The organism is Vreelandella piezotolerans, from assembly GCF_012427705.1.
Taxonomy (GTDB): domain Bacteria; phylum Pseudomonadota; class Gammaproteobacteria; order Pseudomonadales; family Halomonadaceae; genus Vreelandella; species Vreelandella piezotolerans.
Genome location: NZ_CP048602.1, coordinates 1823606 through 1849501, shown reverse-complemented (window position 1 = coordinate 1849501; position 25896 = coordinate 1823606). Strand labels below are relative to the sequence as shown.

General features: G+C 57.1%; 22 protein-coding genes. 15 read left to right on the top strand and 7 right to left on the bottom strand.

Features of this window, described 5'->3' with window-relative positions; all coding sequences use genetic code 11:
* Positions 1 to 103 precede the first annotated feature (103 nt).
* Entirely contained in the window at positions 104 to 415 is a 312-nt protein-coding gene (locus tag GYM47_RS08465; protein WP_139527677.1) for an SCP2 sterol-binding domain-containing protein, read from the top strand.
* Between the two features lie 7 nt (positions 416 to 422).
* On the opposite strand, the gene nudC is transcribed toward GYM47_RS08465, so the two are convergent.
* Genes nudC through GYM47_RS08445 form a run of 4 tightly spaced genes read right to left on the bottom strand, consistent with a single transcriptional unit; the run spans position 423 to position 3186 of the window.
* Complete coding sequence (gene nudC / locus GYM47_RS08460) at positions 423 to 1199, bottom strand: NAD(+) diphosphatase (protein WP_153843313.1); 777 nt, start codon at positions 1197 to 1199, stop codon at positions 423 to 425.
* Positions 1192 to 1929 carry a DNA polymerase III subunit epsilon gene (dnaQ, locus tag GYM47_RS08455; protein ID WP_139527682.1) on the bottom strand — a complete coding sequence of 246 codons (738 nt, stop codon included), beginning with the start codon at positions 1927 to 1929 and terminating at the stop codon, positions 1192 to 1194. The genes nudC and dnaQ overlap by 8 nt, the downstream gene beginning before the upstream one ends.
* Positions 1911 to 2396, bottom strand: coding sequence for a ribonuclease HI (gene rnhA / locus GYM47_RS08450; RefSeq protein ID WP_139527683.1), 486 nt, complete (start codon positions 2394 to 2396; stop codon positions 1911 to 1913). Before rnhA ends, dnaQ begins: the two co-directional genes overlap by 19 nt.
* Entirely contained in the window at positions 2389 to 3186 is a 798-nt protein-coding gene (locus GYM47_RS08445; protein WP_139527684.1) for a class I SAM-dependent methyltransferase, read from the bottom strand. The genes rnhA and GYM47_RS08445 overlap by 8 nt, the downstream gene beginning before the upstream one ends.
* A gap of 113 nt (positions 3187 to 3299) precedes the next feature.
* On the opposite strand from GYM47_RS08445, the gene gloB reads away from it, so the two are divergent.
* From gloB to GYM47_RS08415, 6 genes are all read left to right on the top strand, one after another.
* A complete protein-coding gene (gloB, locus tag GYM47_RS08440; RefSeq protein WP_153843312.1) occupies positions 3300 to 4067 on the top strand; it encodes a hydroxyacylglutathione hydrolase in 768 nt (255 codons plus the stop codon).
* 30 nt (positions 4068 to 4097) lie between these two features.
* Entirely contained in the window at positions 4098 to 5321 is a 1224-nt protein-coding gene (locus GYM47_RS08435; protein ID WP_153843311.1) for a transglycosylase SLT domain-containing protein, read from the top strand.
* A 69-nt stretch (positions 5322 to 5390) separates the two neighbouring features.
* Positions 5391 to 7268, top strand: a complete 1878-nt coding sequence (locus GYM47_RS08430; RefSeq protein WP_153843310.1) for an extracellular solute-binding protein — start codon at positions 5391 to 5393, stop codon at positions 7266 to 7268.
* A 113-nt stretch (positions 7269 to 7381) separates the two neighbouring features.
* Entirely contained in the window at positions 7382 to 8455 is a 1074-nt protein-coding gene (locus GYM47_RS08425) for a microcin C ABC transporter permease YejB (protein WP_153843309.1), read from the top strand.
* Position 8456: 1 nt separating this feature from the next.
* Entirely contained in the window at positions 8457 to 9530 is a 1074-nt protein-coding gene (locus GYM47_RS08420) for an ABC transporter permease (protein ID WP_153843308.1), read from the top strand.
* A complete protein-coding gene (locus tag GYM47_RS08415; protein WP_153843307.1) occupies positions 9523 to 11115 on the top strand; it encodes an ABC transporter ATP-binding protein in 1593 nt (530 codons plus the stop codon). The genes GYM47_RS08420 and GYM47_RS08415 overlap by 8 nt, the downstream gene beginning before the upstream one ends.
* 162 nt (positions 11116 to 11277) lie before the next feature.
* On the opposite strand, the gene GYM47_RS08410 is transcribed toward GYM47_RS08415, so the two are convergent.
* Together GYM47_RS08410 and GYM47_RS08405 are read right to left on the bottom strand one after the other, a co-directional pair.
* Positions 11278 to 11982, bottom strand: a complete 705-nt coding sequence (locus GYM47_RS08410) for a pseudouridine synthase (protein ID WP_153843306.1) — start codon at positions 11980 to 11982, stop codon at positions 11278 to 11280.
* Positions 11982 to 12797, bottom strand: a complete 816-nt coding sequence (locus tag GYM47_RS08405) for an amidohydrolase (RefSeq protein ID WP_153843305.1) — start codon at positions 12795 to 12797, stop codon at positions 11982 to 11984. The genes GYM47_RS08410 and GYM47_RS08405 overlap by 1 nt, the downstream gene beginning before the upstream one ends.
* A 72-nt stretch (positions 12798 to 12869) precedes the next feature.
* Between GYM47_RS08405 and rarD the strand changes: the two genes are divergently transcribed.
* A complete protein-coding gene (gene rarD / locus GYM47_RS08400; protein ID WP_153843304.1) occupies positions 12870 to 13775 on the top strand; it encodes an EamA family transporter RarD in 906 nt (301 codons plus the stop codon).
* On the opposite strand, the gene GYM47_RS08395 is transcribed toward rarD, so the two are convergent.
* Complete coding sequence (locus GYM47_RS08395; protein WP_153843303.1) at positions 13749 to 15392, bottom strand: methyl-accepting chemotaxis protein; 1644 nt, start codon at positions 15390 to 15392, stop codon at positions 13749 to 13751. The two genes, rarD and GYM47_RS08395, sit on opposite strands and share 27 nt — an antisense overlap.
* A gap of 235 nt (positions 15393 to 15627) precedes the next feature.
* Here GYM47_RS08395 and GYM47_RS08390 point away from each other — a divergent pair, with 235 nt between their 5' ends.
* The 7 genes from GYM47_RS08390 to GYM47_RS08360 all read left to right on the top strand — a co-directional run bounded on the left by GYM47_RS08390 (position 15628) and on the right by GYM47_RS08360 (position 25888).
* Positions 15628 to 17331 carry a SulP family inorganic anion transporter gene (locus GYM47_RS08390; RefSeq protein WP_139527705.1) on the top strand — a complete coding sequence of 568 codons (1704 nt, stop codon included), beginning with the start codon at positions 15628 to 15630 and terminating at the stop codon, positions 17329 to 17331.
* A gap of 220 nt (positions 17332 to 17551) precedes the next feature.
* On the top strand, positions 17552 to 18712 hold the full coding sequence (locus GYM47_RS08385) for a TAXI family TRAP transporter solute-binding subunit (protein ID WP_153843302.1): 1161 nt from the start codon (positions 17552 to 17554) through the stop codon (positions 18710 to 18712).
* Positions 18713 to 18761: 49 nt separating this feature from the next.
* Positions 18762 to 20768 (top strand): TRAP transporter permease, encoded by a 2007-nt coding sequence (locus GYM47_RS08380; protein WP_153843301.1) that lies wholly within the window; start codon positions 18762 to 18764, stop codon positions 20766 to 20768.
* Between the two features lie 19 nt (positions 20769 to 20787).
* Complete coding sequence (locus GYM47_RS08375; RefSeq protein WP_153843300.1) at positions 20788 to 21933, top strand: TAXI family TRAP transporter solute-binding subunit; 1146 nt, start codon at positions 20788 to 20790, stop codon at positions 21931 to 21933.
* A 188-nt stretch (positions 21934 to 22121) separates the two neighbouring features.
* Positions 22122 to 23570: an enoyl-CoA hydratase/isomerase family protein gene (locus GYM47_RS08370; RefSeq protein WP_153843299.1), complete on the top strand. Its 1449-nt coding sequence runs from the start codon at positions 22122 to 22124 to the stop codon at positions 23568 to 23570.
* A complete protein-coding gene (locus GYM47_RS08365) occupies positions 23567 to 24760 on the top strand; it encodes an acyl-CoA dehydrogenase family protein (RefSeq protein WP_153843298.1) in 1194 nt (397 codons plus the stop codon). The genes GYM47_RS08370 and GYM47_RS08365 overlap by 4 nt, the downstream gene beginning before the upstream one ends.
* Before the next feature lie 9 nt (positions 24761 to 24769).
* Positions 24770 to 25888, top strand: coding sequence for an acyl-CoA dehydrogenase family protein (locus GYM47_RS08360; protein ID WP_153843297.1), 1119 nt, complete (start codon positions 24770 to 24772; stop codon positions 25886 to 25888).
* The last annotated feature ends 8 nt before the right edge of the window (positions 25889 to 25896 follow it).

Below are 25896 nucleotides of genomic sequence, written 5' to 3'. Positions count from 1 at the left end.
CTTTTCGCGTTAGTGACCGCAGGCTTGATTAAAACAATTGTTTGAAATAATCTCATCCAAACATGGTACGTTAATCACACCACTCACACTTAGGAACGATCCTATGTCATCCACCACACTTGATAAGTTGCAATCTCGCTTTAACCCCGAGGCGGCCAAAGGGATGCACGAAGTCTTTCAGTTTCACTTCGCCGATGCGGGCAGTCACTACTTGGATATCCAGGATGGTACGCTCGGCGTGCATGAGGGCGAGCACGACGATCCGTCGGTCAGCCTGAGCATGAGTACGGACACGCTGAAGGGCATCATGAACGGTGAGATCAATGGCATGACGGCGTTCATGACCGGTAAATTGAAGGCCACCGGTAACGTCATGCTCGCCACCAAGCTGACCAGCCTGTTCCCCAGCCAATAAACACGTCCTACTCGCGCCACCTTGCTAAATGCGTTTCAATCAAGTCGCGAGAAATGGAGTAAGGCGGCGGCAGCGACGGAAGCTGCCGCGGCGAGAACCATGCAGCATCGCTAATCTCTACACCATCGATCCGAATGCGCTTTGTCGTGGCCTCGGCAAAAAAACCCAGCATGAGCGAGTGCGGGAAGGGCCACGCCTGACTATGGTGATATCGTAACCGATCCACGTGCACCCCTACCTCTTCGAAAATTTCTCGATGTACGGCCTCCTCCGCAGACTCCCCCGGTTCGATAAAACCGGCCAACGTGGAGTAGCGCCCAGGAGGAAAGCGCGGACTGCGCGCTAGCAGCATTGCCTCACCGCTGGTGACCAGCGTAATGATACAGGGCGAAATGCGCGGATAGTTACGGTGCCCACAGGAGTGACAGTGCATGGCAAACTCGGCTTCGAGCTTGGTGGCTCTTTCTCCGCAACGTCCGCAAAAACGGTGATTCTCCAGCCACGCACCCACTTGTAGTGCCGTCGATAGCAAGCTAAACCAGGATGCGGGCAACTGTCCCAGCCACTGTCGCCCCTCTATCCAGTCGTCGCCGGGTTGGGTTTCCACCAGCAGTGCCACCGGTTCATCGTACCAATAGCACAGTGGCTGCATCTGCTCAGTCCATGGTTGGAGAGGCTGCAGCGGCGATAGCTCACTCTTGATAGGCGCAGGCGCAATGTGACTGCGAGAGACACGTATCACACGCCCCTCTTTGACATGATGGGGGATTTGGCGCTTAAGCATCGGCAGCGGATCCGTCTAGCCAGCGCAACTGATGGGCCTCACATTTGGCCTGATGAGCTGCCCGCTCCTCTTGGGTGGGGCGAATGACACGCAGTTGCCCAGGCGACAGTGATAAGCGACGCACCGAAAGACCTTCGTTCGCTTCATTCTGCTGACGCTTGTCACTGCCGCTATCGGCATCCAAGGTCAGCGCCGTTTGGCCGCCGGTCATAGCCAGATACACATCGGCCAGTATTTCGGCGTCTAGCAAAGCGCCGTGAAGTACGCGGTGTCCATTGTCGATATCATAGCGTTTGCACAACGCGTCGAGATTATTACGTTGCCCCGGGTGCATTTCACGCGCCATGACCAACGTATCGAGGATTCGGCAATGGTCTCGCACCGGTCCGAGCGCGGGTGCCCGACGGCGTTTGTTGAGCATGCCTAGCTCATGGTCGATGAATCCGACATCGAAGGGGGCATTGTGAATGACCAACTCGGCCCCTTCGATGAACGCCCAAAACGCATCGGCGATCTCAGCAAATACAGGCTCGTTCGCTACTTTGGCATCATCGATGCCGTGGACCGCGACCACCTCAGCGTCGATATGGCGCTCGGGATTGATGTACTGATGGTAAGTCCGTCCGGTAAAACGACGATTGACCATCTCGACGGCACCAATCTCCACTAAACGGTGCCCATCTTTGGGATCGATACCCGTCGTTTCCGTATCTAGGATGACTTGACGCATGCCGCTCTCCTTTGATGTTCATCGATGGCTTCGTTGGCCAGCTCATCGGCACGCTCGTTGCCTGGATGGCCGCTATGCCCTTTCACCCAGTGCCACTCTACGCGATGGCGATGCGTCTCTTCATGAAGCGTTTTCCACAATTCGGCATTTTTGACAGGCTGCTTGGCCGCCGTTTTCCAGCCGCGTTTGACCCAGTTATGGATCCACTGGGTAATGCCCTGGCGGACGTATTGCGAGTCTGTCCATAACGCAACGCTGCAAGGCTTGTTCAAAGCACGCAGTGCCATGATCGCTGCCGTCAACTCCATGCGGTTGTTGGTGGTCTCGGCCTCATAGCCTTTCAATGTCTTTTGATGGGGTCCGCTTTCCAACACGACACCCCAGCCGCCTGGGCCCGGATTTCCTCGACAGGCCCCATCGGTATACACCGTTACCTGGGGCAGCCCCTCGGCTGCTTGCTTAATCACGTTCACTATCCTTTTTTAAACGACGCTGGCTCTTCGAGTGGCTCCAGGGAGCGCCCGTCCGTGTAGCGCCCAACGAAGAGGGCGCGATCGGAGCACTTAGACCAAATTTGACGCGCTGAACGGGGGCATGACGCTGGCGTCGTTGGGCTTGGATCATATAACTTTCGCCCAGCGGCAAATTATGCCGCCTCCCCCAAGCCTCCCAGCGCACACCGCAAGCTGTACTGAGTGGGCCACGAAAACAGCAGTAGTCTACGCGCTCAACCTCAAAGTCGACAAACGCCAACCAATCCTTTAAACGGTTCGCCGAACGCCAGTGGCCGTTCCAGGGGAAGGCCGTTTGTTGCTTGCGCCAGCGCTGTGTTAAGCCATTCAAACCGAGCGGGTTGAATCCAAACAGAACCAGAACGCCATTATCCGCCGTTACGCGAGCCGCCTCCCGAAGGGTATGGTGAGCCTCATGAAGGTGTTCCAGCCAGTGGTGAATGACCACCGTATCCAGGCAACGGTCAGGCAGTGCCCATTGATCCGGCGGGCACACCAACGAGGCATCGCTCTCTGCCAAGGCGCGGCTGGGAGCCCAGCGAATCGGGTGTGTAATCAATGACATACCCATCATTGCTGGCCCCATGCCCATTTCGAGACTGTGGCCGCCTTTGCGGCCTTCTACCACAGGGCCCAGGCAGGCACGTTGGGTTTCCCAAAGCGCTCGGCCTGCATCGGATTGCCAGTAAGCCTGCGCGCAGGTCAAGCGCTGCGCCAAGCTGTCGGCTTTTGGCGAATTTGACATAAACGGCGCTTCCCTCCACAGTAACGGCTTTTTAACGTCTATTTGTATCAGTTTTGCGCGCGACAGCGCATGGTTGGACTTTACGCATTTTTAGCATTCAAAGGATCTCGCCCATGATGAGCGTGACACCGATACCCGCCCTAAGCGACAACTATATTTGGCTCATAAGACAAGATACCAGTCAAAGCGTTTGCGTGGTGGACCCCGGTGAAGCAGCGCCTGTCATTGACATCCTCGAACGTGAGGCGCTCACCCTAGACACCATACTGATCACTCACCATCACCAGGATCACGTTGGCGGTTTGGATGCGCTCATCAAACGCTACTCTCCTCGCGTCATTGGCCCCGACAACCCTGACATCCAAGGAATCGACGTTCGCGTGAGGGACGGTGATCAGGTGCGCATCATGGGTCGCCTGTTCGATGTCATGGCGACACCGGGACACACTCTTGACCACATTAGTTATTTCGCTCCCGGCATTCCCGCCTTGCTTTTCTGCGGCGATACGCTGTTTTGCGCAGGCTGCGGGCGCCTGTTCGAAGGCACACCCGAGCAAATGTTCAGCTCATTGAATCGTTTAGCGGAACTCCCCGAGGATACACTGGTCTTTGCAGCGCATGAATATACGCAAGCAAACCTGACGTTTGCACGTGCTGCCGACCCTGACAATGACGCTGTGACATACACACTGCAGGAGTGTGAGAAGGCACGGGCATTGGACCGGCCGACGTTACCCAGCACGATAGGACGCGAGCTGACGATCAACCCCTACTTGCGCGTGGGCACCGACAGCGTGCGCCAAGCGGCGGGATGCCAGGGGTCTAACGATGACAATCTCGCTACGTTCACCACTCTTCGGGAGTGGAAGAACCGTTTTTAAGAACGCTATCGACTAGAAACGAACTCGACTATGACCTATCGAACGATTCGCCAGCGCTTATTGTTAAGCGCTGGGAGTACCGTAGTAATGGGCCTTTTTTTGGCCGCTGCAGCCAGCTCACAAGCATCTGCCACCGATCCGAATCTGACCTATACCACCGTCAATGATGCCGTGGCGAATAATGGGAACGAACGTACCGCACGCTTCCAGCCCACTGCGCTGCATCACCACTTCTGGGAGTCGCTGGTACTGGAGCCCCAGGATGCGTGGAGCTCGCTACGCTCGAGCTTCCAGTGGCAGGATAAGAACCTTCCCGCCGATGCTCAATCCAGAGTCGATGAATGGATCGAGTACTATCGCTCTAGCCCGGAAAACATCGCGGCCATTACCGAACGTGCCACACCGTGGCTCGCTTGGATCGCTCAACAAGTGAGTGACCGCGGCTTACCCGGTGAAATCGCTCTGATTCCCTTTGTCGAGAGCTCCTTTGACCCTAGCGCACGAAGCCATCTCGGTGCAGCCGGCTTATGGCAGTTCATGCCCGGTACGGGTGACGCATTGGGGCTAGTACGTAATGGCAACTATGACGGCCGATTGGATGTGGTCACTTCGACGGAAGCAGCGCTGGATTATCTGGAAATGCAGGCCGATGAGTGGTACGAGGGAGATCTGATGCTCTCGCTAGCCGCTTATAATGCGGGCGCAGGCACCGTCAATCGTGCCCAGCGCCAAGCACAGAGCCAAGGGCTAGCCGGCAAATATTGGGACCTATCACTGCCCCATGAAACCATGCAGTACGTACCCAAGTTAAAAGCCATTGCCACCATCATCAACGAGCCCGACAAGTATGGCGTCAAACTGCCGGACATCCATCCAGATCCTGCCTTTGCCAAAGTGCAGCTGGAGCAGCCCGTCAGCTTGGCACAAGCATCCCAACTATTGGATGTCAGCCAATCAGCGCTAGCCGAGCTAAACCCTGGTCTGCTCAATGGCAGCCTCGACCCACGTAGCGCGCAGACGCTCCTGGTGCCAGAAGAGGTAGATACGCAGGTATTAGCTCAGCTTTCGCAAGCCAACGACACGACGCTGGCCTCGACCGCTACCCCAGAGGTGCATCGCGTCGAGCGAGGGGATAATCTGTCAACGATTGCTGCCCGATATAACGTTGATCAGCAAGACTTAATCCGCTGGAATGCTATCGAGCGCCCCGAAGCCCTTCAGCCTGGGCAGCTACTGTCACTCTCGGATCGGTAGCAGAGACGATAGCACAGTCATACACGGGCATTATAACGTTGAGGCAAGGTTACAACAGGAAGTTTACCGATGGCACGCAGCGTCATGCTCAAAAAGACGGGATTATTGATCAGCACACTGCTGCTGAGCTGTTCGCTATGGGCCTCGGAAGAGATGCTTGGCAGCGCGCCCAGTACCGTCCCGGTCGAGACGGTACATGGGCTATCGCTTTACGATAGCCCGGCGCTACCCGAAGATTTCGCCTACTTCCCCCACGTAAACCCTCAAGCGCCCAAGGGTGGCTCCATCACTCACACTGCGGTCGGCGGCAGCTTCGACTCGACCAATCCCTTCATCATTCGCGGTACGCCAGCCACCGGTATCTCGCAAATCTATGACACGTTGATGGCGAGTAACCCTAACGAGCCTTTTAGCCTTTACGGCCTGTTAGCAGAAGGCGTGCGTTTGGATCCGGAGCGTCGCTGGATCGAGTTTGACCTGCGCGAACAAGCCCGCTTTCAGGATGGAGAGCCCCTAACCGCCTACGACGTCGTTTTCTCGTTCGACCTTCTTCGCGAACAGGGCAACCCTTTCTATGCCAGTTATTACGCAGGCGTCGAGAAAGCCATCGCGTTGAACGAGCATCAGGTGCGCTTTGAATTCAATGACACCGACTCTCGAGAGTTGCCCCTGATCGTGGCGCAGCTTCCCATCCTACCCCGACATTATTGGGAGCCTCGTGATTTTAGCGCTCCGACGCTTGCCGCTCACCCTGGCTCAGGACCATACCGTATTAGTGAGGTAGACCCTGGGCGTCGCATCGTTTACCAGCGCGACGAAAACTATTGGGGTAAAGACCTGCCCGTCAATATCGGGCGCTATAACATCGATCGGGTCATCTACGAGTACTACCGGGATCGGGACATTGCCTGGGAAGCGTTCAAAGCGGGCCTCACCGATTTTCGTATCGATGCGCGTGCCGCCACCTGGGCCATCGGCTACGATTTTCCTGCTTACCGTGACGGGCTAATCGAGAGGATTACCGTACCCGACGTTAACCCATCGATGATGCAGGCGTTCGTTTTCAATCTGCGTAAAGAGAAGTTTCAGGACCCACGTGTACGAGAAGCCTTGAGCCTGACGTTCGACTTCCCCTGGCTCAATACCAATATTTTTTACAACACTTACGCCCGAACCGAGAGCTTCTTTCAAAACTCCGAAATGGAAGCGGTCGGCATGCCTTCCGATGAGGAACTGGCGCTACTACAGCCATACCGTGATGAGCTTTTGGCGTCACATCGATCAGACAGGCTGTTTACGGCGCCCTTACCCATCGATCACCCGGTTGAACTACGCGAGCGGCTGCGGTTGGCGTTAAGCCTGCTTCGTGAGGCAGGCTACCGCGTTGAGGAGGGGGTACTGGTAGATGATCAGGAGCGCCCCCTCTCCCTCGAAGTGCTCCTATATGATTCAGGGCTGGAGCGCGTGGTACAACCGATGTTACGCAACATGGCACGCCTAGGCATCCAGACGTCCATGCGCATTGTCGATATTAACCAGTACCTTAACCGGGTGCGGGATTACGACTACGACATGGTCATTAGCCACTTTCCTCAATCCAATAACCCTGGGAACGAACAGCGCGATTACTGGACCAGCGCTGCCGCCGAAGCGCCACAAAGCCGCAACCGTATGGCGCTGGCCCATCCAGCCGTCGACGCATTGGTGGAAGAGATCATTCGAGCCGATGACCGGGAATCACTGGATACGGCCACCCGCGCCCTTGACCGTGTGCTACGTTGGGGCTTTTATGTGATTCCGCATTACCACTCTGGCGAGACACGCATCGCCGTGTGGGATAAGTTTGGCTACCCAGAACCTTTTCCTGATTACGCCATGGATCTCGATGCTTGGTGGGTAGATACCGAACGTGAAGCGGCGCTTCAGCGACGCAATCGCCGCCGGTAGGCATGCCTGCCCCGGGGTGAGTTTGAACGAATGCTGCCAACCATCGCTGATAACCAGCGCCGATAACGCTTGCCGACAACCCTCCTTGTTGTCGTCCATTCATGGAGTGCATTGTGGCTCGCTATACCTTACGCCGACTGCTACTAATGATTCCGACGCTGTTCGGTATCATGCTGCTCAACTTCATGATCGTACAAGCCGCGCCAGGCGGGCCGATCGATCAAATGCTGGCTCGCTTCGAAGGTGCCAATGCCATGGCCAGTACACGCTTGGACATGGGCGGTGCGGATGTTCAGATCAATGATGATTCCCGTGGCGCACGGGGCATCGACCCGCGCTTCATCGAGCAGCTCGAACAGCAGTTTGGTTTCGACAAACCTGCCCATGAACGCTTCATCGGCATGATGACGGACTACCTAACCTTAGATTTTGGCACCAGTTTCTTTCGTGATCGTCCGGTGATCGATTTAATGATAGAGCGGCTCCCCGTATCGGTGTCACTCGGCCTATGGACCACCTTGCTGGTCTACCTGATTTCCATTCCTCTGGGCATTCGCAAAGCGCTACGCCATGGCTCGCGTTTCGACGTTTGGACATCGGGGCTGGTGATCGTTGGCTACGCCATTCCCGGCTTTCTATTCGCCATTCTACTCATTGTTCTGTTTGCTGGGGGAACCTATCTAGATTGGTTTCCGCTACGCGGGCTAACCTCGCCAGGCTTTGACGACCTGTCGGCATGGGGCAAGATAAAAGACTACTTCTGGCATATCACGCTGCCCGTTATCGCGGCCTCAATCGGCAGTTTTGCCACCCTGACCATGCTGACCAAAAACAGCTTTTTGGATGAAATACATAAGCAGTACGTGCTCACCGCACGCGCCAAAGGTGCCGATGAGCAACGCGTGCTCTACGGGCACGTGTTTCGTAACGCCATGCTGATCATCATCGCTGGGCTGCCATCAGCCATGATTGGTATTTTCTTTACCGGTGCGCTGCTCATCGAAGTGATTTTCTCACTGGATGGCCTTGGTCTGCTTGGTTTCGAGGCCGTCATGCAGCGCGACTATCCGGTCATCTTTGGCACGCTCTTTCTCTATACCGTGATTGGCCTGCTGCTCAAACTGGTATCGGATCTTACCTACGTGTGGGTCGACCCGCGTATCGATTTCGCGTCGAGGGAGTCTTGATATGTGCGCAATCACCTCTCGCCTATCGCCCATCACGCTTCGGCGACTCGCCGCGTTTCGCGATAATCGCCGCGCGCGGGTTTCGCTGTGGCTGTTCGCCGTTCTGTTTCTCATCAGCTTATTCGCCGAGCTCATCGCCAACGACAAACCCATCGTCATGCAGTACGACGGTCAGTGGTACGTGCCGCTATTGGTCGATTATCCAGAAACCGAGTTTGGTGGCTTTTTACCGACCCGCACGGATTATCTAGACCCCTTCATTCAGCAACAGATTAGCAACCACGGTTGGGCGCTCTGGCCCCTCATTCCGTTCTCTTACCAAACGCTCGATATGCAGATGACGCGCCCGTCCCCTGCACCGCCGGACCGCCGCCACTGGCTAGGCACCGATGACCAAGGCCGCGATGTCTTGGCCCGCGTCATTTACGGCTTCAGGCTCTCTGTGGCGTTCGCGCTGGTATTGACGGCGGGCTCGCTGGTGATCGGTGTTATCGCAGGCGGCGTGCAGGGCTATTTTGGTGGCAAAGTCGACTTGATCGGTCAACGGATCACCGAAATCTGGTCGGGACTGCCGGTGCTGTTTTTGCTGATCATACTGGCAAGCTTCGTACAGCCAGGCTTTTGGTGGCTGCTAGGTATCATGCTGCTCTTTTCCTGGCTGGGGCTAGTCGACATCGTGCGCGCCGAATTTCTGCGCGCCCGCAACCTGGAGTACGTCCGCGCCGCAAAAGCCGTGGGGTTGCCCTCTCGCCTGATCATGTGGCGCCACGTGCTGCCCAATGCAATGGTCGCTACCCTAACGTTCATTCCGTTCATTTTTACCGGCGCCATTGGGACCCTAACGGCACTGGATTTTCTAGGTTTTGGATTGCCACCCGGGGCCCCGTCGCTCGGGGAACTCGCCGCACAGGGCAAGAACAATCTGCATGCGCCGTGGCTTGGCATCACCGCCTTCATGACCCTAGCCATCATGCTGTCTCTGTTGGTGTTTATCGGGGAAGGCTTACGCGATGCGTTCGACCCGCGCCACGTTAAGCAGCGTCCCTCTACTGCCCAGGAAACGACTCATGTCTGAGCCAACCCCACAACCGCTGCTGACACTCGATGGACTCACGGTGGCCTTTGATGGCAAGGTCGTTGTAGATGACCTTTCACTGTCGGTAAACCCGGGTGAAACGCTCGCGATCGTTGGCGAGTCTGGGTCAGGAAAGTCGGTCTCTGCGCTGGGTGCCATTGACCTATTGCCCAGCAATGCAGAAGTGCGCGGTCAACGTTGGCTAGAAGGCACCGATCTAACACAGCTAAGCAAACGTGACTGGAACGGCATTCGCGGCAACCGCGTGGGGTTCATTTTTCAGGAGCCGATGACGTCACTCAACCCTCTGCATCGCATCGGCAAGCAAATTGGCGAAACCCTCCGACTACACCAAGGCCTAAATGGCCAAGCGGCCCGGCAGAGAGCCAAAGCGCTTCTCGAGCAGGTAAAGCTGCCTCGGCCAGAAGAACTTCTGGACGCTTGGCCCCACCAGCTCTCCGGTGGCCAGCGCCAGCGGGTGATGATCGCCATGGCGATTGCTAACGACCCTGCGCTATTGATTGCAGACGAGCCGACGACCGCGCTGGATGTGACCGTGCAACAGGACATCCTAGCGCTACTCAAAGAGCTACGTGACCGTCACGACATGGGCGTATTGCTGATTAGCCACGATCTGAATCTGGTCCGTCGTCATGCCGATCGCGTTTGCGTCATGTACCAAGGCAAGTTGCAGGAAAGCGGTCGAGTCGAGGACGTGTTTCGCCGACCGCAAAGCGATTACACTAAAACGTTGATTGCCGCTGAGCCTGAGGGCCGCCCAGCCGAACCTTCGAACACTCACTCTTTGCTGACCACTCGACAACTCCGGGTCAGTTTCGCGCGCCCTAAAACACGCCTATTCCAGCGTCAACCGCCCGCATTCGAAGCGCTAAAAGCCACTGATCTCAGCCTTACACCAGGTGAAACACTAGGCATCGTCGGTGAGTCGGGATCTGGAAAGACGACCCTTGCCTCCGCCATCATGCGCTTGGTAGCGAGCCAAGGCGACGTCAAGCTGGGCGACACGACACTGAGCCAATTCACTGGGGAGGCGTTACGCCGTCAGCGGCACCGTTTTCAAATGGTGTTTCAGGACCCATATGGCGCCCTATCTCCCCGTATGCCCGTGTTCGATATCATCAGTGAAGGGTTACGCTTTCACTTCCCAACGCTGAGTGAGATGGAAGTGACCGAGCGAGTTCACCGCACTCTCAGTGAGGTCGGCTTGCCAAAGAGCTGCGCCGACCGCTACCCTCATGAGTTTTCCGGTGGCCAACGTCAACGCATTGCCGTCGCTCGAGCGATCATTTTAGAGCCGGAGCTTCTTGTGCTGGACGAACCCACTTCTGCGCTCGACCGTACCGTGCAAAAGCAGCTCGTGGTGCTACTACGCGACCTTCAAGCACGCCGCCAGCTCAGCTATTTGTTCATCAGCCATGATCTCGCCGTGGTGCGCGCCATGGCTCACCGAATCATGGTGCTAAAAGATGGCGAAGTGATCGAACAAGGGAACTGCCTAGAGGTCCTGGCCGCCCCTCGCCACCCCTATACCAAGGCCCTTATCGAAGCGGCACACCTCTACTAATACGTCCCTTTTGTCGTTGGTTAACCGTTTAGTCTGTCATCTTTAAAAGGTGACGTTGGCTTTGAGAAGCGTCAACAATTAAGATAACGGTATAAAAAAGCACGCACTAAAACGCTGCCTTCAGGAGTATGCTGCGGGCAGCGTTCAACAGCGAAATGCTGGCTAGAAACTAGCGATCTCTTCAGGTGTAAGCTCGCGCCACTCGCCTGGGGCAAGGTCATCTGGCAGCACTACGTCACCGACCGAGTGGCGGTGCAACGCAGTAACATGATTGCCTAACGCGGCGAACATGCGTTTTACTTGGTGGTAACGCCCTTCCGTAATGGTTAGCTCCGCTTTCTTGGGAGTCACGAATCGAAGGATGGCCGGGTGCGTCGGTGTTTCTTCACCCTCAAGAAGAATCCCCTGAGCGACTTGCTCTACTGCCCATTCGGCGGTCTCGTCTTCCATAGGGTCGGCAAGCTCGGCCACGTAGACTTTAGCACAGCGATGGCGTGGCGAAGTCACCCGATGAGACCATTGGCCATCATCGGTTAGCAGTAACAGGCCGGTGGTGTCCACGTCTAAGCGCCCGACTGGCTGTAGTCGTTCGACCTTGGGCACATCGATAATGTCAATCACCCGCGGATAAAGCCCCCGGCGCGCCGTGCACTCCACGTCTGCGGGTTTATGCATCATCAGGTAACGAAGGCCCACCAAGGTAAGCCGTTCGCCGTTGAGCAGTACCTCATCGTTGCCGGTATCGATCTGGGTGGCCGCCTGTTTGATAGGGTCGCCATTGAGGGTCACCTCCCCGTTTTTAAGCGCACGTTTTGCCAAACTGCGAGTCAGCGGTGTGGTTTCACTTAAAAAACGATCAAGCCGCATTAGTGCCCGACTCCTGGCAGTAACGTAAAGCGATCGGCATCTTGCCAAGCAGGAAATTTGTCACGAAAGGCATCGAGTTCCGTTTTATCTAACACCCCCGTTTCAATGAACGGAGTATGGGCGGGCTGGTCGATCAGCGGTTCGCCTTTAAAATCGACCAGCATGGAGTCGCCGCTGTAGGCTAGCCCTTTGGCGTCTTCACCCACACGATTTACCCCTACCACATAGGCGAGGTTCTCTACCGCGCGTGCTTGTAACAGCGTACGCCACGGATGTCGACGGGGAGCGGGCCAGTTAGCGACGCACAGGATGGCATCATACTCGAAATGTTCATCCTCTGCTGGCTGCTGGCGCATCCAAACGGGAAAGCGTAGGTCGTAGCATACGCTCAATTGAAGCTTGAACCCCTTGAGTTCGACGATATGGCGCGTTGACCCCATCCCGTAGCGCTCGTGCTCGCCAGCCATGCGGAACAGGTGACGCTTATCGTAGTAGTGCAATTCACCGTCAGGCGTCGCCCAAACCATGCGATTGTAGTATTGGCCATCATCTACAATGGCCACACTCCCCGTCAGAACACAGTTTCTCGCCTGCGCCTGGCTCTGTAGCCACGCCACGCTCTGACTCTCGGCCATGGGCTGCGCCATCTCGCGAGAGTTCATGGTAAAGCCTGTGGCGAACATCTCGGGTAACACGATCAGATCCGTATCGCGACCATCCAAATCACCGAGTAGCGCCTCTAAATGTTCATGATTGGCTTGCGGGTCTTCCCAACGTAAATCGCACTGCACCAAGCTAGTTTTCAATTGGCTCATGCCACGTCTCCTTTGCGTCGGTGTGTTCGTTGATAGTGTGCTAGATTAGCATTTTTACTTAATGAGGCTGCTATGCTTCCATCCGCTACGCGGGACCCCGAGGCGGTAAAGGGCGTTATGTTCGGCTTGACGGCCTACACTATGTGGGGGTGTTTCCCGCTCTTTTTTGCTCTATTCGATGGGGTCCCGGCTCTCGAGATTTTGATACATCGAATTTTATGGTCGTGCCTATTTCTGGTGGGATTGATCAGCGTACTGCGTCGCTGGCCGCCGGTAATGGCTGCGCTGATCGAGCCCAGACGTCTAGGGCGTGTACTGGCCTGTGCGCTGCTCATTGCCTTTAACTGGGGCATTTACATTTATGCCGTCGAAACCCAACAAGTGCTTCAGGCCAGTTTAGGCTACTTTCTCACCCCTTTGGTGAACGTGGCACTGGGTATGCTAGTGCTGCGTGAAGTGATGGCCAAATTACAGCTAGTGGCCTTGGGTCTTGCCAGCCTGGCGATTACCATTCAGTTCGTCATGCTAGGCGAGTTACCGTGGATTAGCTTACTGCTAGCATTGAGCTTTGGTAGCTATGGATTGTTTCGTAAGCAGGTACCGCTGGATGGATTATCGGGACTTTTCGTAGAAACACTGCTGCTGTTTCCTTTAGCGTTGCTCGCGCTAACGTGGATGAGCTGGCAGGGAGCGTCGCACTTTTTGCATGATGCCCCTATGTCTGCGCTTCTCGTCGTAAGTGGCGTTTTGACCGCCCTCCCTCTTATGGCGTTTGCTGGTGCGGCCCGCCGCCTGCGATTAGCAACGCTGGGGTTTCTGATGTACATCAACCCCAGCATCCAGTTTTTGATTGCACTGACGGTATTCGGCGAGCCGCTAGGCCTGATTCAACTCGCCACGTTCATGATGATCTGGACGGGCTTGGCGCTCTACTCTTGGTCATCCTGGCAGTCACGCCCGCGCCAGGCGATGGCTTGAGTTCGCCAGCACTGCCTGTTGATCGCTCAAACCTTCGGCGGTTTCTTTTTCGGGCTGATACCCTACCCGGAAACCGCCCCAATGTTTGCCGTTGATATAAATAGGCACGGAGAGGTCATGCATGATCTCTCCCGTATCGCGTTTGTAGGTCTGCAGTAACAGTGGCTTCTCGTGGGCACCACAGCGGCTTCCGGTTGGGTCGTCAAAAATACGCTTGCTGCGGCAGTATTTGAGATCGTGCTCATAATCGCCAGTCGGCTCACGACTCACCGCCGCGTTATGGGTAGGTACGTAACCATTTCGATCACAGGCAATGGCATAGCTTAGGCTATATTCACCGAGTAGCGGCTCTTGGAGCGTAGGCAGTTGCTGATCAGTGAAGTGGTCATATCCCGTGTGGTATAGCGGTGGCCGTGTACCGTCTATGGGTGCATAGTCGGGCTGGAATAGCATGGCTTCGGACAGCTCTCCTCGGGCAATAGCCGCCTCGAACAGCTTTCCGATATGATCGGCAGTGCGCCGAGCGGCTAGAAAGACCGTTTGATGCCGCCCTAGCAGCCGCTGTTGCGCTAGCTCGCCGTCGACCCCTTCGGCAGCGTCCATCAGCGCTCGCGCTTGTAAGGCGAGTTCATGCATGTTGCGATTGCCTTCGTCGACATCCTTCTCCAATTGACGCAGGCTGTCGGCGACGGTTTGGCTGTGCGCTCTGGTGCTGCTCATTGCCTCTGCAACGCTTGTGATCTCTTGCTGAACTTGATCGAACTCTTCGGTTATCGTCGCTAAACTGCTACCTACCCGCTGCATCCCTTGAGAACGTTCGCGTACCCGGGTCATCAAATCGCCCATCGTGACCACCACGCTATGGCCACTTTGATGCATATCTTTAACCAACTCGTCGACGCTCTGCGTAGCGGTAGACGTTTTCATCGCCAGATTACGCACCTCTCCTGCGACGACGGCAAACCCCCGACCATGCTCACCAGCGCGAGCCGCCTCAATAGACGCATTCAGTGAGAGAAGATGCGTTTGCTCTGCGATATCTTCGATCATGGAGGTCACGTTTCGAACGCGTTCGATTTTATCGTTGAGCGCCGTTAACATCTCAAGTGCTTGGCTAGAGCGTTCGGCCACCTCGGTCATGTCGTGAATGATCGCCGTCAGCTCATCGTGATTGTGATGGCTCGACTGCCGTGCGCTCTCAGCCAGTGCAGCCACATGAGACGCACTTGAGCTCACCTGCACGATAGCGGTGTTGATCGCGCTCATGCTCGAGGATGCCTCGCTCGCCATACCCTCCTGTTTGCCCAAGCGCTGAGCCATTAGGTCGGCATAGTGAGACACTTCTGCCGAGGCGATGGCGGTACTGCTAGCCCGTTTCATCAATCGGTACGACATGGCCCGCAAGGAACCGTAATCACGCAGCGGCTTCAGTAGTTCGCGCTGACTCGAGGGTTGGTGACCCGCGTTATAAATTGCATAAAGGGCGCTGGCCACCGCCGTCACGCCGGCTAGCGTTGCGCAGACCAGTGCCGCATAGGCCCATGGCCCGGAAAGCGACACTAGCAACGTCGCCGCAATGATCAGTAGCAATGGTACAAGCCAACGAAATAGTCGCATATGAGTCACTCTTTTTTAATTGACGTTGTTGAGTTTTGAACGATGCGATAGGGAGAGGCTGCTCTCTCAGTGAGCTTAACGGGTTATGCTAATGAAATAAGTAGCACTTTGGGGGAAGGCCAACAAAACGATGAGATAGCGTGGACAATGCCGTCATTCAGCGCGTAACGCGCTAAACTATCAGTCCTTTTAACGTTACTTTGTCGGTACCTATTCAGCAGATGCTCAGGAGCTTATGTTCAAACGCTATTTGCCCATCTTCAACTGGCTACCTCATTACCATCAGCGTTTGCTCGGGGCAGACCTTCTGGCAGGCTTGATCGTGACCGTCATGGTCATTCCTCAGTCGTTGGCGTATGCACTGCTGGCAGGTCTGCCAGCGGTCGTGGGGCTATATGCGAGCATTCTGCCCCAGTTGCTTTATACCCTCTTGGGCACTAGCCGCACGCTGGCGGTGGGGCCTGTGGCGATCATAGCGCTCATGACAGGCGCTGCCCTCTCATCTGTGGCGGCACCAGGGTCAGCGGAGTATGTTCAAGCAGCCCTGGTACTATCACTGCTATCAGGCGCTATGCTGATGGCCATGGGTGCGCTGAAAATGGGCTTTTTTAGCAACTTTTTGAGCCACCCGGTCATATCTGGCTTCTTGACCGCTTCAGGCATATTGATTGCCGTTAGCCAGCTAGGCAGCCTACTGGGCATCTCCAGCAGCGGCTTTACCTTGGTAGAACGCCTGATGACGCTGCTTCCCAACCTCTCCACCTATAACCCCTTTACCATGGCCATTGGCGGAGGGACGCTGCTGTTTCTGGTACTGATGCGCCGTTATGGCAAACGAAGTCTGATGTCATTGGGCGTGCCCGTCACGCTCGCCGATTTGATCACCAAAGCTGGCCCGGTATTCGCCGTGATCGTCACCACGCTGGTCACGTGGTATTGGCAGCTCGCTTACCGCGAAGACGTGGCGGTCGTCGGCACCATACCCAGTGGCCTGCCCGCCTTGAGTTTTCCCTGGGGCGATGTGTCACTCTGGCGGACCCTCATCATCCCCGCCATGTTGATCAGTTTAGTGGGCTTCGTGGAATCGGTCTCGATGGGTCAAATGCTGGCCGCTAAGCGGCGCCAGCGTATTTCTCCCAATCAAGAGTTGATTGGATTGGGAGCCGCCAACTTAGCGGCTGGATTCACCAGCGGCATGCCCGTCACGGGCGGGCTATCGCGCACTGTCATCAACTACGATGCAGGGGCACAAACGCCGGCTGCCGGAGCCTTTGCCGCGCTCGGTATTGCACTAGTGACCATGGCTTTTACTGGCTGGCTCTACTATCTGCCCATCGCCACTCTGGCAGCCACTATCACGGTCTCTATTTTGACGCTGGTGGATTTGCCCATGCTGCGCCAAACCTGGCGCTACTCCCGCAGCGATTTTGCCGCCATGGCGGTCACTATTCTGTTGACGCTGGTGGAAGGGATCGAAGCGGGGATCATTGGCGGGGTGACGCTCTCTATTGCACTTTTTTTATACCGCACCAGCCGCCCTCATAGCGCGCTTGTGGGCCGAGTGCCCGATACCGAGCATTTTCGTAACGTGGAGCGGCACGATGTGGAAACCGTCAGCAACGCAGCCCTACTGCGCATCGATGAAAGCCTCTACTTTGCCAATGCTCGCTATTTGGAAGATACCGTCTACAACTTGGTGGCTAGCCGCCCAGAGCTCGAGCATGTCGTGCTGATCTGTTCAGCGGTCAACTTGATCGATGCCTCTGCCTTAGAGAGCCTGGATGCCATCAATGCGCGCTTGAAGGACTCCGACGTCAAACTACACCTGTCCGAGGTAAAAGGGCCCGTGATGGACCAGTTGAAAAAAAGCGACTTTCTGGAAGCGTTAACCGGGCGAGTGTTCTTAAGCACCTACGCCGCATGGCGGGAATTTTCTTAGCTTTTAGCCTCATAATTTTCTGAAAAGCCAGGCAACCGCCTGGCTTTTTACATTGCACTAAAGACTATTTGTAGTCGCCTATGAGAACAGCGTTGACAGCCTCTCCGGCCTTACCTACTATCACTCGACCACTAAGCAAAACAAAATACCGCATAGCAAAACAAAATGTAATCGAACGTAACACATCTAACAGTAACAACCACAATAAAGGAGCATTTCAATGCATCCGTTTGCTCACCGCCTGTTAATCGCCGCCCTTCCGCTCTCACTGTTAGGGGTGGCGGTCAGCCACGCTAGCGAAGTAGAACTTCCCAGCACCATGGCTTGGACCGCTTACGGCACCAACTCCAGCGGCTACGCTCAAGCCGTCGCCATCGGCAACATGCTGCAGAATAAGTACGACTCATCGGTACGCATTCTGCCCGGCGATAACGATGTCTCACGTATGACGCCCCTCAAGCAGGGTCGTGTTGATCTGTGTGCCTGCGGCATTGCCAGCTACTATGGCGCGGAAGGGGTCATGATGTTTGCCGACCGCGACTGGGGCCCGCAGCCGCTGCGCGTGATCACGACCTCCACTGCATCGTTTGGACTATCGTTGGCGGTCGCAGGAGATCTCGGTGTCGAGACCCCAGCCGACCTAGCGGGCAAGCGCATTGCCTACATTCGTGGTGACGACGCGCTCAACAAAGGCACTGAGGCGTATCTCGCCTTTGGAGGCTTGACCTGGGATGACGTCGAACGCGTAGACTATCCGGGCTACGCTCGTTCCTTTGATGGCATTATTGCGGGTGATGTAGACGCCTCTTTTACCACCACCGTGACACCGCCCGCTCAGCAGCTTGCCAGTAGCCCACGCGGCGTCAGCTGGCCAGTACTGGATCCTAACGATGAGGCAGGCTGGGAGCGCATGGCTGCCGTCGCGCCCTATTTCCGCCCCCATGAAGTCACCGCTGGGGCTGGTGGTATCAGCGCCGATAATCCGGTGCCTAGCGCCAGCTACCCGTATCCGATCGTGGTCGCCAACCAGGATCTCGATGACAGCGTCGCTTACGGCTTGATCAAAGCGATGCAAGAGAACTACGACGACTATAAAGATAACGCGCCGGGGGCGGTGGGCTACGCACTCGAGTACCAGGATTTACAGTGGGTGATTCCTTTCCACGACGCCGTAGTGGAGTACTACAAAGAGATCGACGTGTGGACCGATGAGATGCAGGCCCACCAAGACCAGCTCGTCGAGCGGCAAAACGTATTGATGCAGGCCTGGGAGCAGTTTATGCAAGATGCCCCCAGCGATGCCGACACGTTTACCACCGATTGGATGACCGCTCGCGCTTCAGCCCTCGCCGAGGCTGGATTCGAGCCGATCTTCGAGTAACTCGCCATGGGGCGGCGCTCGCCGCCCCTGCCGATGGATGGAACGCCCTATGAGCACTGAAACACCACCTGCCAACACGGCGCAGGTCAAAGAAAAAATCAGCCAAATTCGCGAGCTGCCACTGGCGCTTCGTTGGGTACCGGCCACCGTCACCGTGCTCCTCATGATGATGACGCTGGACTACCTGTTTAACTGGGGCTTGCTCACGTTCGTCACCGGGCTAGAAACGCAGTTTTACTACGCAGTGGTGGCACTGCTTCTGCCGCTGGTGTTTCTGCTATGGCCCATGCGCAGCAGCCAGCAGGAGCAACCCATTCCCTTGTATGACTACCTGTTGAGCGCCGCAACGCTGATCGTAGGCGGCTACTTTGTTTACAACGCCGTCCCTATTCTCGAGCGCGGCTGGGCGTTTGCCGCTCCTGATATCGCCATTTATTTCAGCTATGCCTACTGGTTACTGATCATCGAAGCCGCTCGACGGGCGGGCGGCCTGCCCATTGCGATCATTGCTGGACTGTTTTCTCTTTACCCGTTGGTCGCCGATATCGTCCCTGGACCTATCCAAGCGTTCCCTTCCAGCCTCTCTGAAACGGCGATGTACCACACCATGAGCACCGAAAGCATCATGGGGGTACCGCTACAGGCCTTCGCAGGCTTGGTGATCGGCTTTCTGGTCTTTGGCGTGGTGCTGCAAAAAAGCGGCGGCGGCAAGTTTTTCATTAATCTGGCATTTGCACTGCTTGGCCATGTGCGAGGTGGCCCGGCCAAGGTATCGATTTTCTCCAGCGGCCTGATGGGCTCCATGAGCGGCAGTGTGATCAGTAACGTGTTGACCACCGGGGTACTCTCGATTCCCGCCATGCGCCGGATTGGCATGAGCCGCTCGTTTGCCGGCGGCGTGGAAGCCTGCGCCTCGACGGGTGGCGTGTTGATGCCGCCTGTCATGGGGGCCACCGCGTTCGTGATGGCAATGTTTCTGGACATTCCTTACGCCGCCGTCGCCCTGGCGGCGGTGATCCCGTCCATTCTCTATTTTCTAGGTCTGTTCATTCAAATCGATGCCTATGCCGCGCGCAACGACATCAAAGGCCTACCCGCCATTGAGCTACCCTCGATCAAACAAACGCTAAAAGAGGGCTGGTACTTTATTTTCGTTTTCGGCCTGCTGGTATGGATGCTGCTGGTCATGCAGCGCGAGGCCGTGGCCCCCTTCTACGCCACCGCCCTGCTGTTGGTGCTCAATCAGCTCTCCAAGCACAACCGCTGGGGCTGGAAGGATGTCACGGAGACATTGTCATCCGCGGCCAAACTGTTTGCCGAACTGATCGCCATTCTAGCGGGCGTTGGCATGTTGGTCGGTGCGCTCTCCATGACCGGCTTGTCGGGCACCATTGCCAACGACTTCATCAATATCGCTGGTGGTAGCGTGCCACTGCTGTTGATCATGGGCGCGGTCACCAGCTTCGTGCTGGGCATTGGCATGACCGTCACCGCGGCTTACATCTTCCTAGCGGTGGCGCTGGCTCCTGCACTGATTCAGGGCGGCGGCCTGGATCCCATGGCGGTTCACATGTTCATTCTCTACTGGGGCATGCTCAGCTTTATTACCCCTCCCGTCGCGCTGGGTGCCTTTGCAGCAGCCACCGTGGCAGGCGCCCGCCCGATGGAAACCGGGCTGCAGGCCATGCGTCTAGGCAGCGTGATTTACTTTATTCCTTTCCTATTCGTACTCAACCCTGCGCTGATCATGCAGGGCGAACCACTGATGATCGTTGCCGTGTTCATCCAAGCGGTGATCGGCATCGTCCTGTTTGCCTCTGCCATGCAAGGTTACCTGATGGGCGTGGGTCGGCTGGGCTACGGCGCCCTACAAGAAATGGTCATCCGCGCGCTCGTGCTCATAGCAGGCCTGCTACTGGCACTACCCGGTGGTGGCATGGTGCCCCTCAGCCAGTGGGAATTAATCGGCTTGGCCGCAGCGGCGCTGCTACCGGGCGTTGCGCTTGCGCGCCTAAGCCAACGCCATCACCAGCGTTCGCTCACTGCTAATGCTTAATATCACCCCGAGGAGTCTTATGAGCACAAAAACAACCCTCACTCTTGTACTCGGTAGTTTAACGGCGGGGTTGCTGGCGGCAGGGAGCGTCAGCGCCATGCCTAGCACCTTGAACTGGACAGCTTACGGCACCGGCACCAGCGGCCATGCGCAGATCATGGCGATCAGCCAGCTGCTTCAGGAGGAGCATGGCACCCAGTCCCGGGTCATTCCCGGTGAAAACGACACCATGCGCATGACCCCACTGAAAACCGGTCGTGTGGATCTGTGCGCCTGCGGCATTGCCAGCTACTACGGCTCCGAAGGCGTGATGATGTTCGCGGGGCCGGACTGGGGCCCGCAGCCGATCCGCGTGATTTCAACCTCCATGGCCAGCTTTGGGTTAGGTATGGCGGTAGCAGGCGACGTAGCGATGTCATCCATCGCCGATCTTGAAGGTAAACGATTAGCTTATCTTCGTGGCGACGACGCGCTGAACAAAGCCGCCGAGGCCTATCTGGCGTTTGCCGGACTGACCTGGGATGACGTTGAACGTGTCGATTTCCCCGGCTACAACGCCGCCTTCGACGGTATTATCAGCGGTCGTGCCGATGCCGCTATTACTACGACGGTGACGCCTGCCGCCCAACGCTTAGCGGCAAGTCCGCGTGGATTGCAGTGGCCGGAGCTACCCACAGAAGACGAAGCAGGTTGGGCTCAGATGCTGGAGGTGGCGCCCTACTTCCAACCCCACGACGTCACTTCAGGCGCAGGTATTAACGCTGACCAGCCGCTTGCCAGCGCCAGCTATCCCTATCCGATCATGGTGGGCAACGCTGATTTAGCGCCAGAAACCGTCACCGGCCTGATTACCACGCTGGTGGAGTCGTTCGATGACTACAAGGATAACGCCCCGGGGGCCAGCGGCTATGCGCTGGAGAACCAAAATATGACCTGGGTAGTGCCTTTCCACGACGCCGTGGTCGAGTATTACCGAGAAAGCGGCGTATGGACCGATGACATGGACGCCCACCAAAACGCCCTGGTGGCGCGTCAGCAGCTTCTGATGGATACCTGGGATACCTACCAAGCCAATGCGCCAGAAGAGGAAACGGCGTTCATCGACGGCTGGATGGAAGCACGCCGCACCGCCCTTGAAGACGCCGGATTAAATCCCGTTTTCTAACCATGCAGCATCGCTATCCGCCAGCAGTTCGACACGTTCGGCCGCCTCTGGGCGGCCTTTTCTTTCGCTTTTTATTTCGCAATGCAAAATCATGTTTTGCATTATTGACTCCAACGGCCTCTTTCGCCATGATCACTGGATTCCAAATAACAACCTTAAATTTCACATAGCGAAACACGGGAGCCACTATGAGTGTTCACTATCAGCGACACGGCGAGGTCGGCGTCATCAGTATCGCGAACCCGCCGGTCAACGCTTTGGGCCAAGCAGTGCGAAGCGGATTGCTTAGCGCATTGAAAGAGGGCATCGCAGACCAACAGGCCAAAGCACTGGTGGTGATGGCAGAGGGGCGTACCTTTATCGCCGGGGCCGATATACGCGAGTTTGGCAAGCCACCCCAAGCACCGCTGTTACCGGATGTCATTACGCAATTAGAAGCCTGCCCCAAACCACTCATCGCATCGTTACACGGCACCGCGCTGGGTGGCGGCTTAGAAGTGGCACTGGGCTGCCACTACCGTGTTGCGCTGGCTGGCACCCGCGTGGGTTTACCGGAAGTGAAGCTGGGCTTGCTGCCTGGCGCGGGCGGTACCCAGCGGCTGCCCCGTTTGGTAGGTGTAGAAAACGCCTTGGAGATCATCACCAGCGGGCGGTTTGTGAAAGCCGCTGAAGCCCGGGATCTCGGCATCATCGATGCCATCAGCGATGCCCAAACGCCGCTGGAGGCAGGTTTGGCAGCGGCCCAAGCGATCCTCACAGGACAACGGCAGGCGCGCATTACCGGGCAGTTACCCTCCCCAGAAGCCAACCCCCAGGCCATTGCTACCATGCGAGAGCAGCTTGAAACCAGCGTGCCGGCACTGTTCTCTCCGTTTCGCATTGTAGAAGCCGTTGACGCCTGCACCAAAGCCGCGTCGCTGGAAGAGGGTTTGCGTCGCGAGCGTGAGCTATTTCTGGCTTGCATGGATTCTCCGCAGCGCGCAGGGCTGATTCACCTGTTTTTTGCCGCCAGAAATCCCCATGTGGTGCCCGGCGTCGACAGTGCTCAGCCCTTTGCGCATATCGCCCTCGTCGGTGAGCATCCGCTATTCGACACGCTCCTGAAAGCGGCCCAGCGCTCTGAGCTCACGCTGACCCACACACCAGACGCCAGCACCGAACTATGCCTGCTCGCCCCTGGCGAAGATGCCAGTGCCTGCCCTTCTCAAGCGGTCACCGTAGCGCTGCAGTTACTTACCGCAAATGCCTCAACATCGCCTATCAGCTTAGTGCTTTCCGAACGCGGCCCTTTCCATGAGCTGGTCAATCACGGTGCCAACGCAGCCGATCAGCAGCGGGTGGCCTTAACGCTCAAAGCGCTACGAGCCAACGTGGTGGTGACTCAGTGTCACAGCGTGCTGAGCACGCTTTATCACGCCGCAAGACAAACGCCCGACAACGATGCTCAGTCCGCCATGGAGCAGGCGAGCCTGACGCTGGCGCAGCAGGGGGCCTGCTACCGCGAGAGCGACATCGATCTGCTGGCGGTGGAAGCGTTGGGCTACCCACGCCATTTGGGTGGGCCGCACCGCCAAGCCACACTGCCATCCCCTTCATCGACTCACAAAAAGACGCCTTCCGAGGATGCACACTCATGAACCTGACGTTTAGCCCCGAAGAGCAGGCATTCCGCGAGAAAGTCCGCCGATTTCTAGCCGATGCACTGCCCAGCGACATTCGTGAGCGCGTGCGTTTAGGCCGCCATCTGCGCGCCGATGACCATATCCGCTGGCAGAACATTCTCAGCGAGCAAGGGTGGCTTGCGGCCAACTGGCCCGTCGAACATGGCGGCCCAGGCTGGGGCCCGGTGCAGCGGCATATCTTCGACGAGGAGTGCGCGGCCGCCCACGCCCCTACCGTGGTACCCTTTGGCGTCAATATGGTCGCGCCGGTGATCATGAAATTCGGCAGCGTCGAGCAGCAACGGCACTACCTGCCGCGAATTCTTAATAACCAGGATTGGTGGTGCCAGGGCTACTCCGAACCCGGCGCCGGCTCGGATCTGGCCGGTTTATCCACCCGCGCCGTGCGTGATGGCGACCACTACATCGTCAATGGCCAGAAAACCTGGACCACCCTGGGCCAGCACGCCAACATGATGTTCTGCCTGGTACGCACAGACCCCCACGCCAAAAAACAGGCGGGCATCAGCTTTTTGCTGATCGATATGCAGAGCCCCGGCATCACCGTGCGCCCCATTATCACTCTCGACGGCGCCCACGAAGTCAACGAGGTGTTTCTCGACAATGTCCGCGTGCCGTTAGAAAACCGCGTCGGTGAAGAGGGCCAGGGCTGGACCTGCGCCAAGTTCTTGCTCACCCACGAGCGCACCGGAATTGCCGGGCTTGGTCACGCCAAGCAGGCGCTGCGTCATTTGAAGTCGCTCGCCACCCGTGTGCAGCATCGCGGTAAACCGCTTCTATCGCTACCCAGCTTTCGCCAGCGGGTGGTGAAAGCCGAGCTTGAGCTGATGGCGCTGGAAGTGACTAACCTGCGCGTGATTGCCGCCGCACGGGATGGCGGCGTTCCTGGGGCGGAAAGCTCGCTGTTGAAAGTGCGCGGCTCGGAACTGCGCCAGGAGATCAGCGAACTTACTCGCCGCGCACTTGGCCCTGCCGCCCTGCCGTTCTTCCCTGAGTTTCTCCATGGCGACGAGTCGCTAGATGACAACGACGCCCAAAGTGCTGCCGCCAGTGCCCAGTACTTTAACCGTCGCAAGCTATCGATTTATGGCGGTGCTAACGAAATTCAGAAAAGCATCGTCGCTAAAACCATTTTAAGAATGTAGGGGGTCACCATGGATTTTGCACTTACCGACGAGCAGCGAATGCTCGAAGAGACACTGACACGCTTGGTGGCCGACCAGGTCACCCCCGAGCAGCGCCGTGCCATGCTGGAAGCGCCCGCCAAAGGCGCCAGCCCGCTGTGGCGCACCTTTGCCGAGCTGGGCCTGCTGCACATGCCGTTTAGCGAAGACGTGGGCGGGCTAGGCGGCGACGGCACCGATCTGATGATTATTATGCAGGCGCTAGGACGCGGCTTGGTTCCTGAAGCTTACCTGTTTGGCCTCGTTATGCCCGGTCAGTTACTCGCCCTATGTGCCAACCCCACGCAGCAGGAGCGCTGGCTTGCTCCGCTGTTGGAAGGTGAACACCAGCTCGCTTTTGCTTGGCAAGAGCAAAACGCCCGCTATGATGCCTTCGATATATCGACCCAGGCGAGCCAGCAAGAGGGCCAGTGGCAGCTTAACGGGTGTAAAGATGTGGTCATCAACCTAGACAGTGCCGCCGCGACGCTGGTGACCGCCCAACTGGCCAGCGGCAAGATCGGGCTGTTCATCGTGCCTGCCAATACCCAAGGCACCACGGTACGCACCTATCGCACTATGGATGATCAGCACGCCGGTGACCTGACGCTGAATAACGTGACGCTGCCGCTAGAGAACTGCTTAAGCGAAGACGCAGGTGACGCGCTGGCAGCGGTGCTGGCGCTAGGCCGCGCCGCGCTGTGTGCCCAGGCCATCGGCGCCATGGAAACCGCCTGCGACCAAACGTTGGCCTACTTGAAAGAACGCAGGCAGTTTGGCCTGCCGCTGGCCACATTTCAGTCCCTACAGCATCGCATGGTGGATATGCACCTGCACCTAGAGCAGTCGCGCTCCATGGCGATTCTCGCCGCCACCAGCCTCACGCTGCCTGCTAACGAGCGGGACTATAAAATCGCCGCGGCCAAGGCGTACTGCGGCGAGTCCGCGCGCTTTATCGCCGAACAGGCCATCCAGCTGCATGGTGGAATGGGCATGACCGACGAGTGCTTCGTGGCCCACTACGCCAAACATCTGGTGATGTTCGATCACTACCTGGGCGACAGCGACTATCACCTCGAGACGGTGAGCGAACAGCTCGACGCCGCTTAAGGAGCAGC

Excerpts from the sequence above, each read along its gene's own strand:
- GYM47_RS08380 (WP_153843301.1), top strand. The coding sequence starts at position 18,762 with ATGAGCACTGAAACACCACCTGCCAACACGGCGCAGGTCAAAGAAAAA.
- GYM47_RS08395 (WP_153843303.1), bottom strand. The coding sequence starts at position 15,392 with ATGCGACTATTTCGTTGGCTTGTACCATTGCTACTGATCATTGCGGCG.
- GYM47_RS08385 (WP_153843302.1), top strand. The coding sequence starts at position 17,552 with ATGCATCCGTTTGCTCACCGCCTGTTAATCGCCGCCCTTCCGCTCTCA.
- GYM47_RS08465 (WP_139527677.1), top strand. The coding sequence starts at position 104 with ATGTCATCCACCACACTTGATAAGTTGCAATCTCGCTTTAACCCCGAG.
- nudC (WP_153843313.1), bottom strand. The coding sequence starts at position 1,199 with ATGCTTAAGCGCCAAATCCCCCATCATGTCAAAGAGGGGCGTGTGATA.
- GYM47_RS08405 (WP_153843305.1), bottom strand. The coding sequence starts at position 12,797 with ATGAGCCAATTGAAAACTAGCTTGGTGCAGTGCGATTTACGTTGGGAA.
- GYM47_RS08435 (WP_153843311.1), top strand. The coding sequence starts at position 4,098 with ATGACCTATCGAACGATTCGCCAGCGCTTATTGTTAAGCGCTGGGAGT.
- GYM47_RS08430 (WP_153843310.1), top strand. The coding sequence starts at position 5,391 with ATGGCACGCAGCGTCATGCTCAAAAAGACGGGATTATTGATCAGCACA.
- rarD (WP_153843304.1), top strand. The coding sequence starts at position 12,870 with ATGCTTCCATCCGCTACGCGGGACCCCGAGGCGGTAAAGGGCGTTATG.
- GYM47_RS08415 (WP_153843307.1), top strand. The coding sequence starts at position 9,523 with ATGTCTGAGCCAACCCCACAACCGCTGCTGACACTCGATGGACTCACG.
- GYM47_RS08390 (WP_139527705.1), top strand. The coding sequence starts at position 15,628 with ATGTTCAAACGCTATTTGCCCATCTTCAACTGGCTACCTCATTACCAT.
- GYM47_RS08360 (WP_153843297.1), top strand. The coding sequence starts at position 24,770 with ATGGATTTTGCACTTACCGACGAGCAGCGAATGCTCGAAGAGACACTG.
- GYM47_RS08410 (WP_153843306.1), bottom strand. The coding sequence starts at position 11,982 with ATGCGGCTTGATCGTTTTTTAAGTGAAACCACACCGCTGACTCGCAGT.
- GYM47_RS08420 (WP_153843308.1), top strand. The coding sequence starts at position 8,457 with ATGTGCGCAATCACCTCTCGCCTATCGCCCATCACGCTTCGGCGACTC.
- GYM47_RS08445 (WP_139527684.1), bottom strand. The coding sequence starts at position 3,186 with ATGTCAAATTCGCCAAAAGCCGACAGCTTGGCGCAGCGCTTGACCTGC.
- gloB (WP_153843312.1), top strand. The coding sequence starts at position 3,300 with ATGATGAGCGTGACACCGATACCCGCCCTAAGCGACAACTATATTTGG.
- dnaQ (WP_139527682.1), bottom strand. The coding sequence starts at position 1,929 with ATGCGTCAAGTCATCCTAGATACGGAAACGACGGGTATCGATCCCAAA.
- GYM47_RS08370 (WP_153843299.1), top strand. The coding sequence starts at position 22,122 with ATGAGTGTTCACTATCAGCGACACGGCGAGGTCGGCGTCATCAGTATC.
- GYM47_RS08365 (WP_153843298.1), top strand. The coding sequence starts at position 23,567 with ATGAACCTGACGTTTAGCCCCGAAGAGCAGGCATTCCGCGAGAAAGTC.
- GYM47_RS08375 (WP_153843300.1), top strand. The coding sequence starts at position 20,788 with ATGAGCACAAAAACAACCCTCACTCTTGTACTCGGTAGTTTAACGGCG.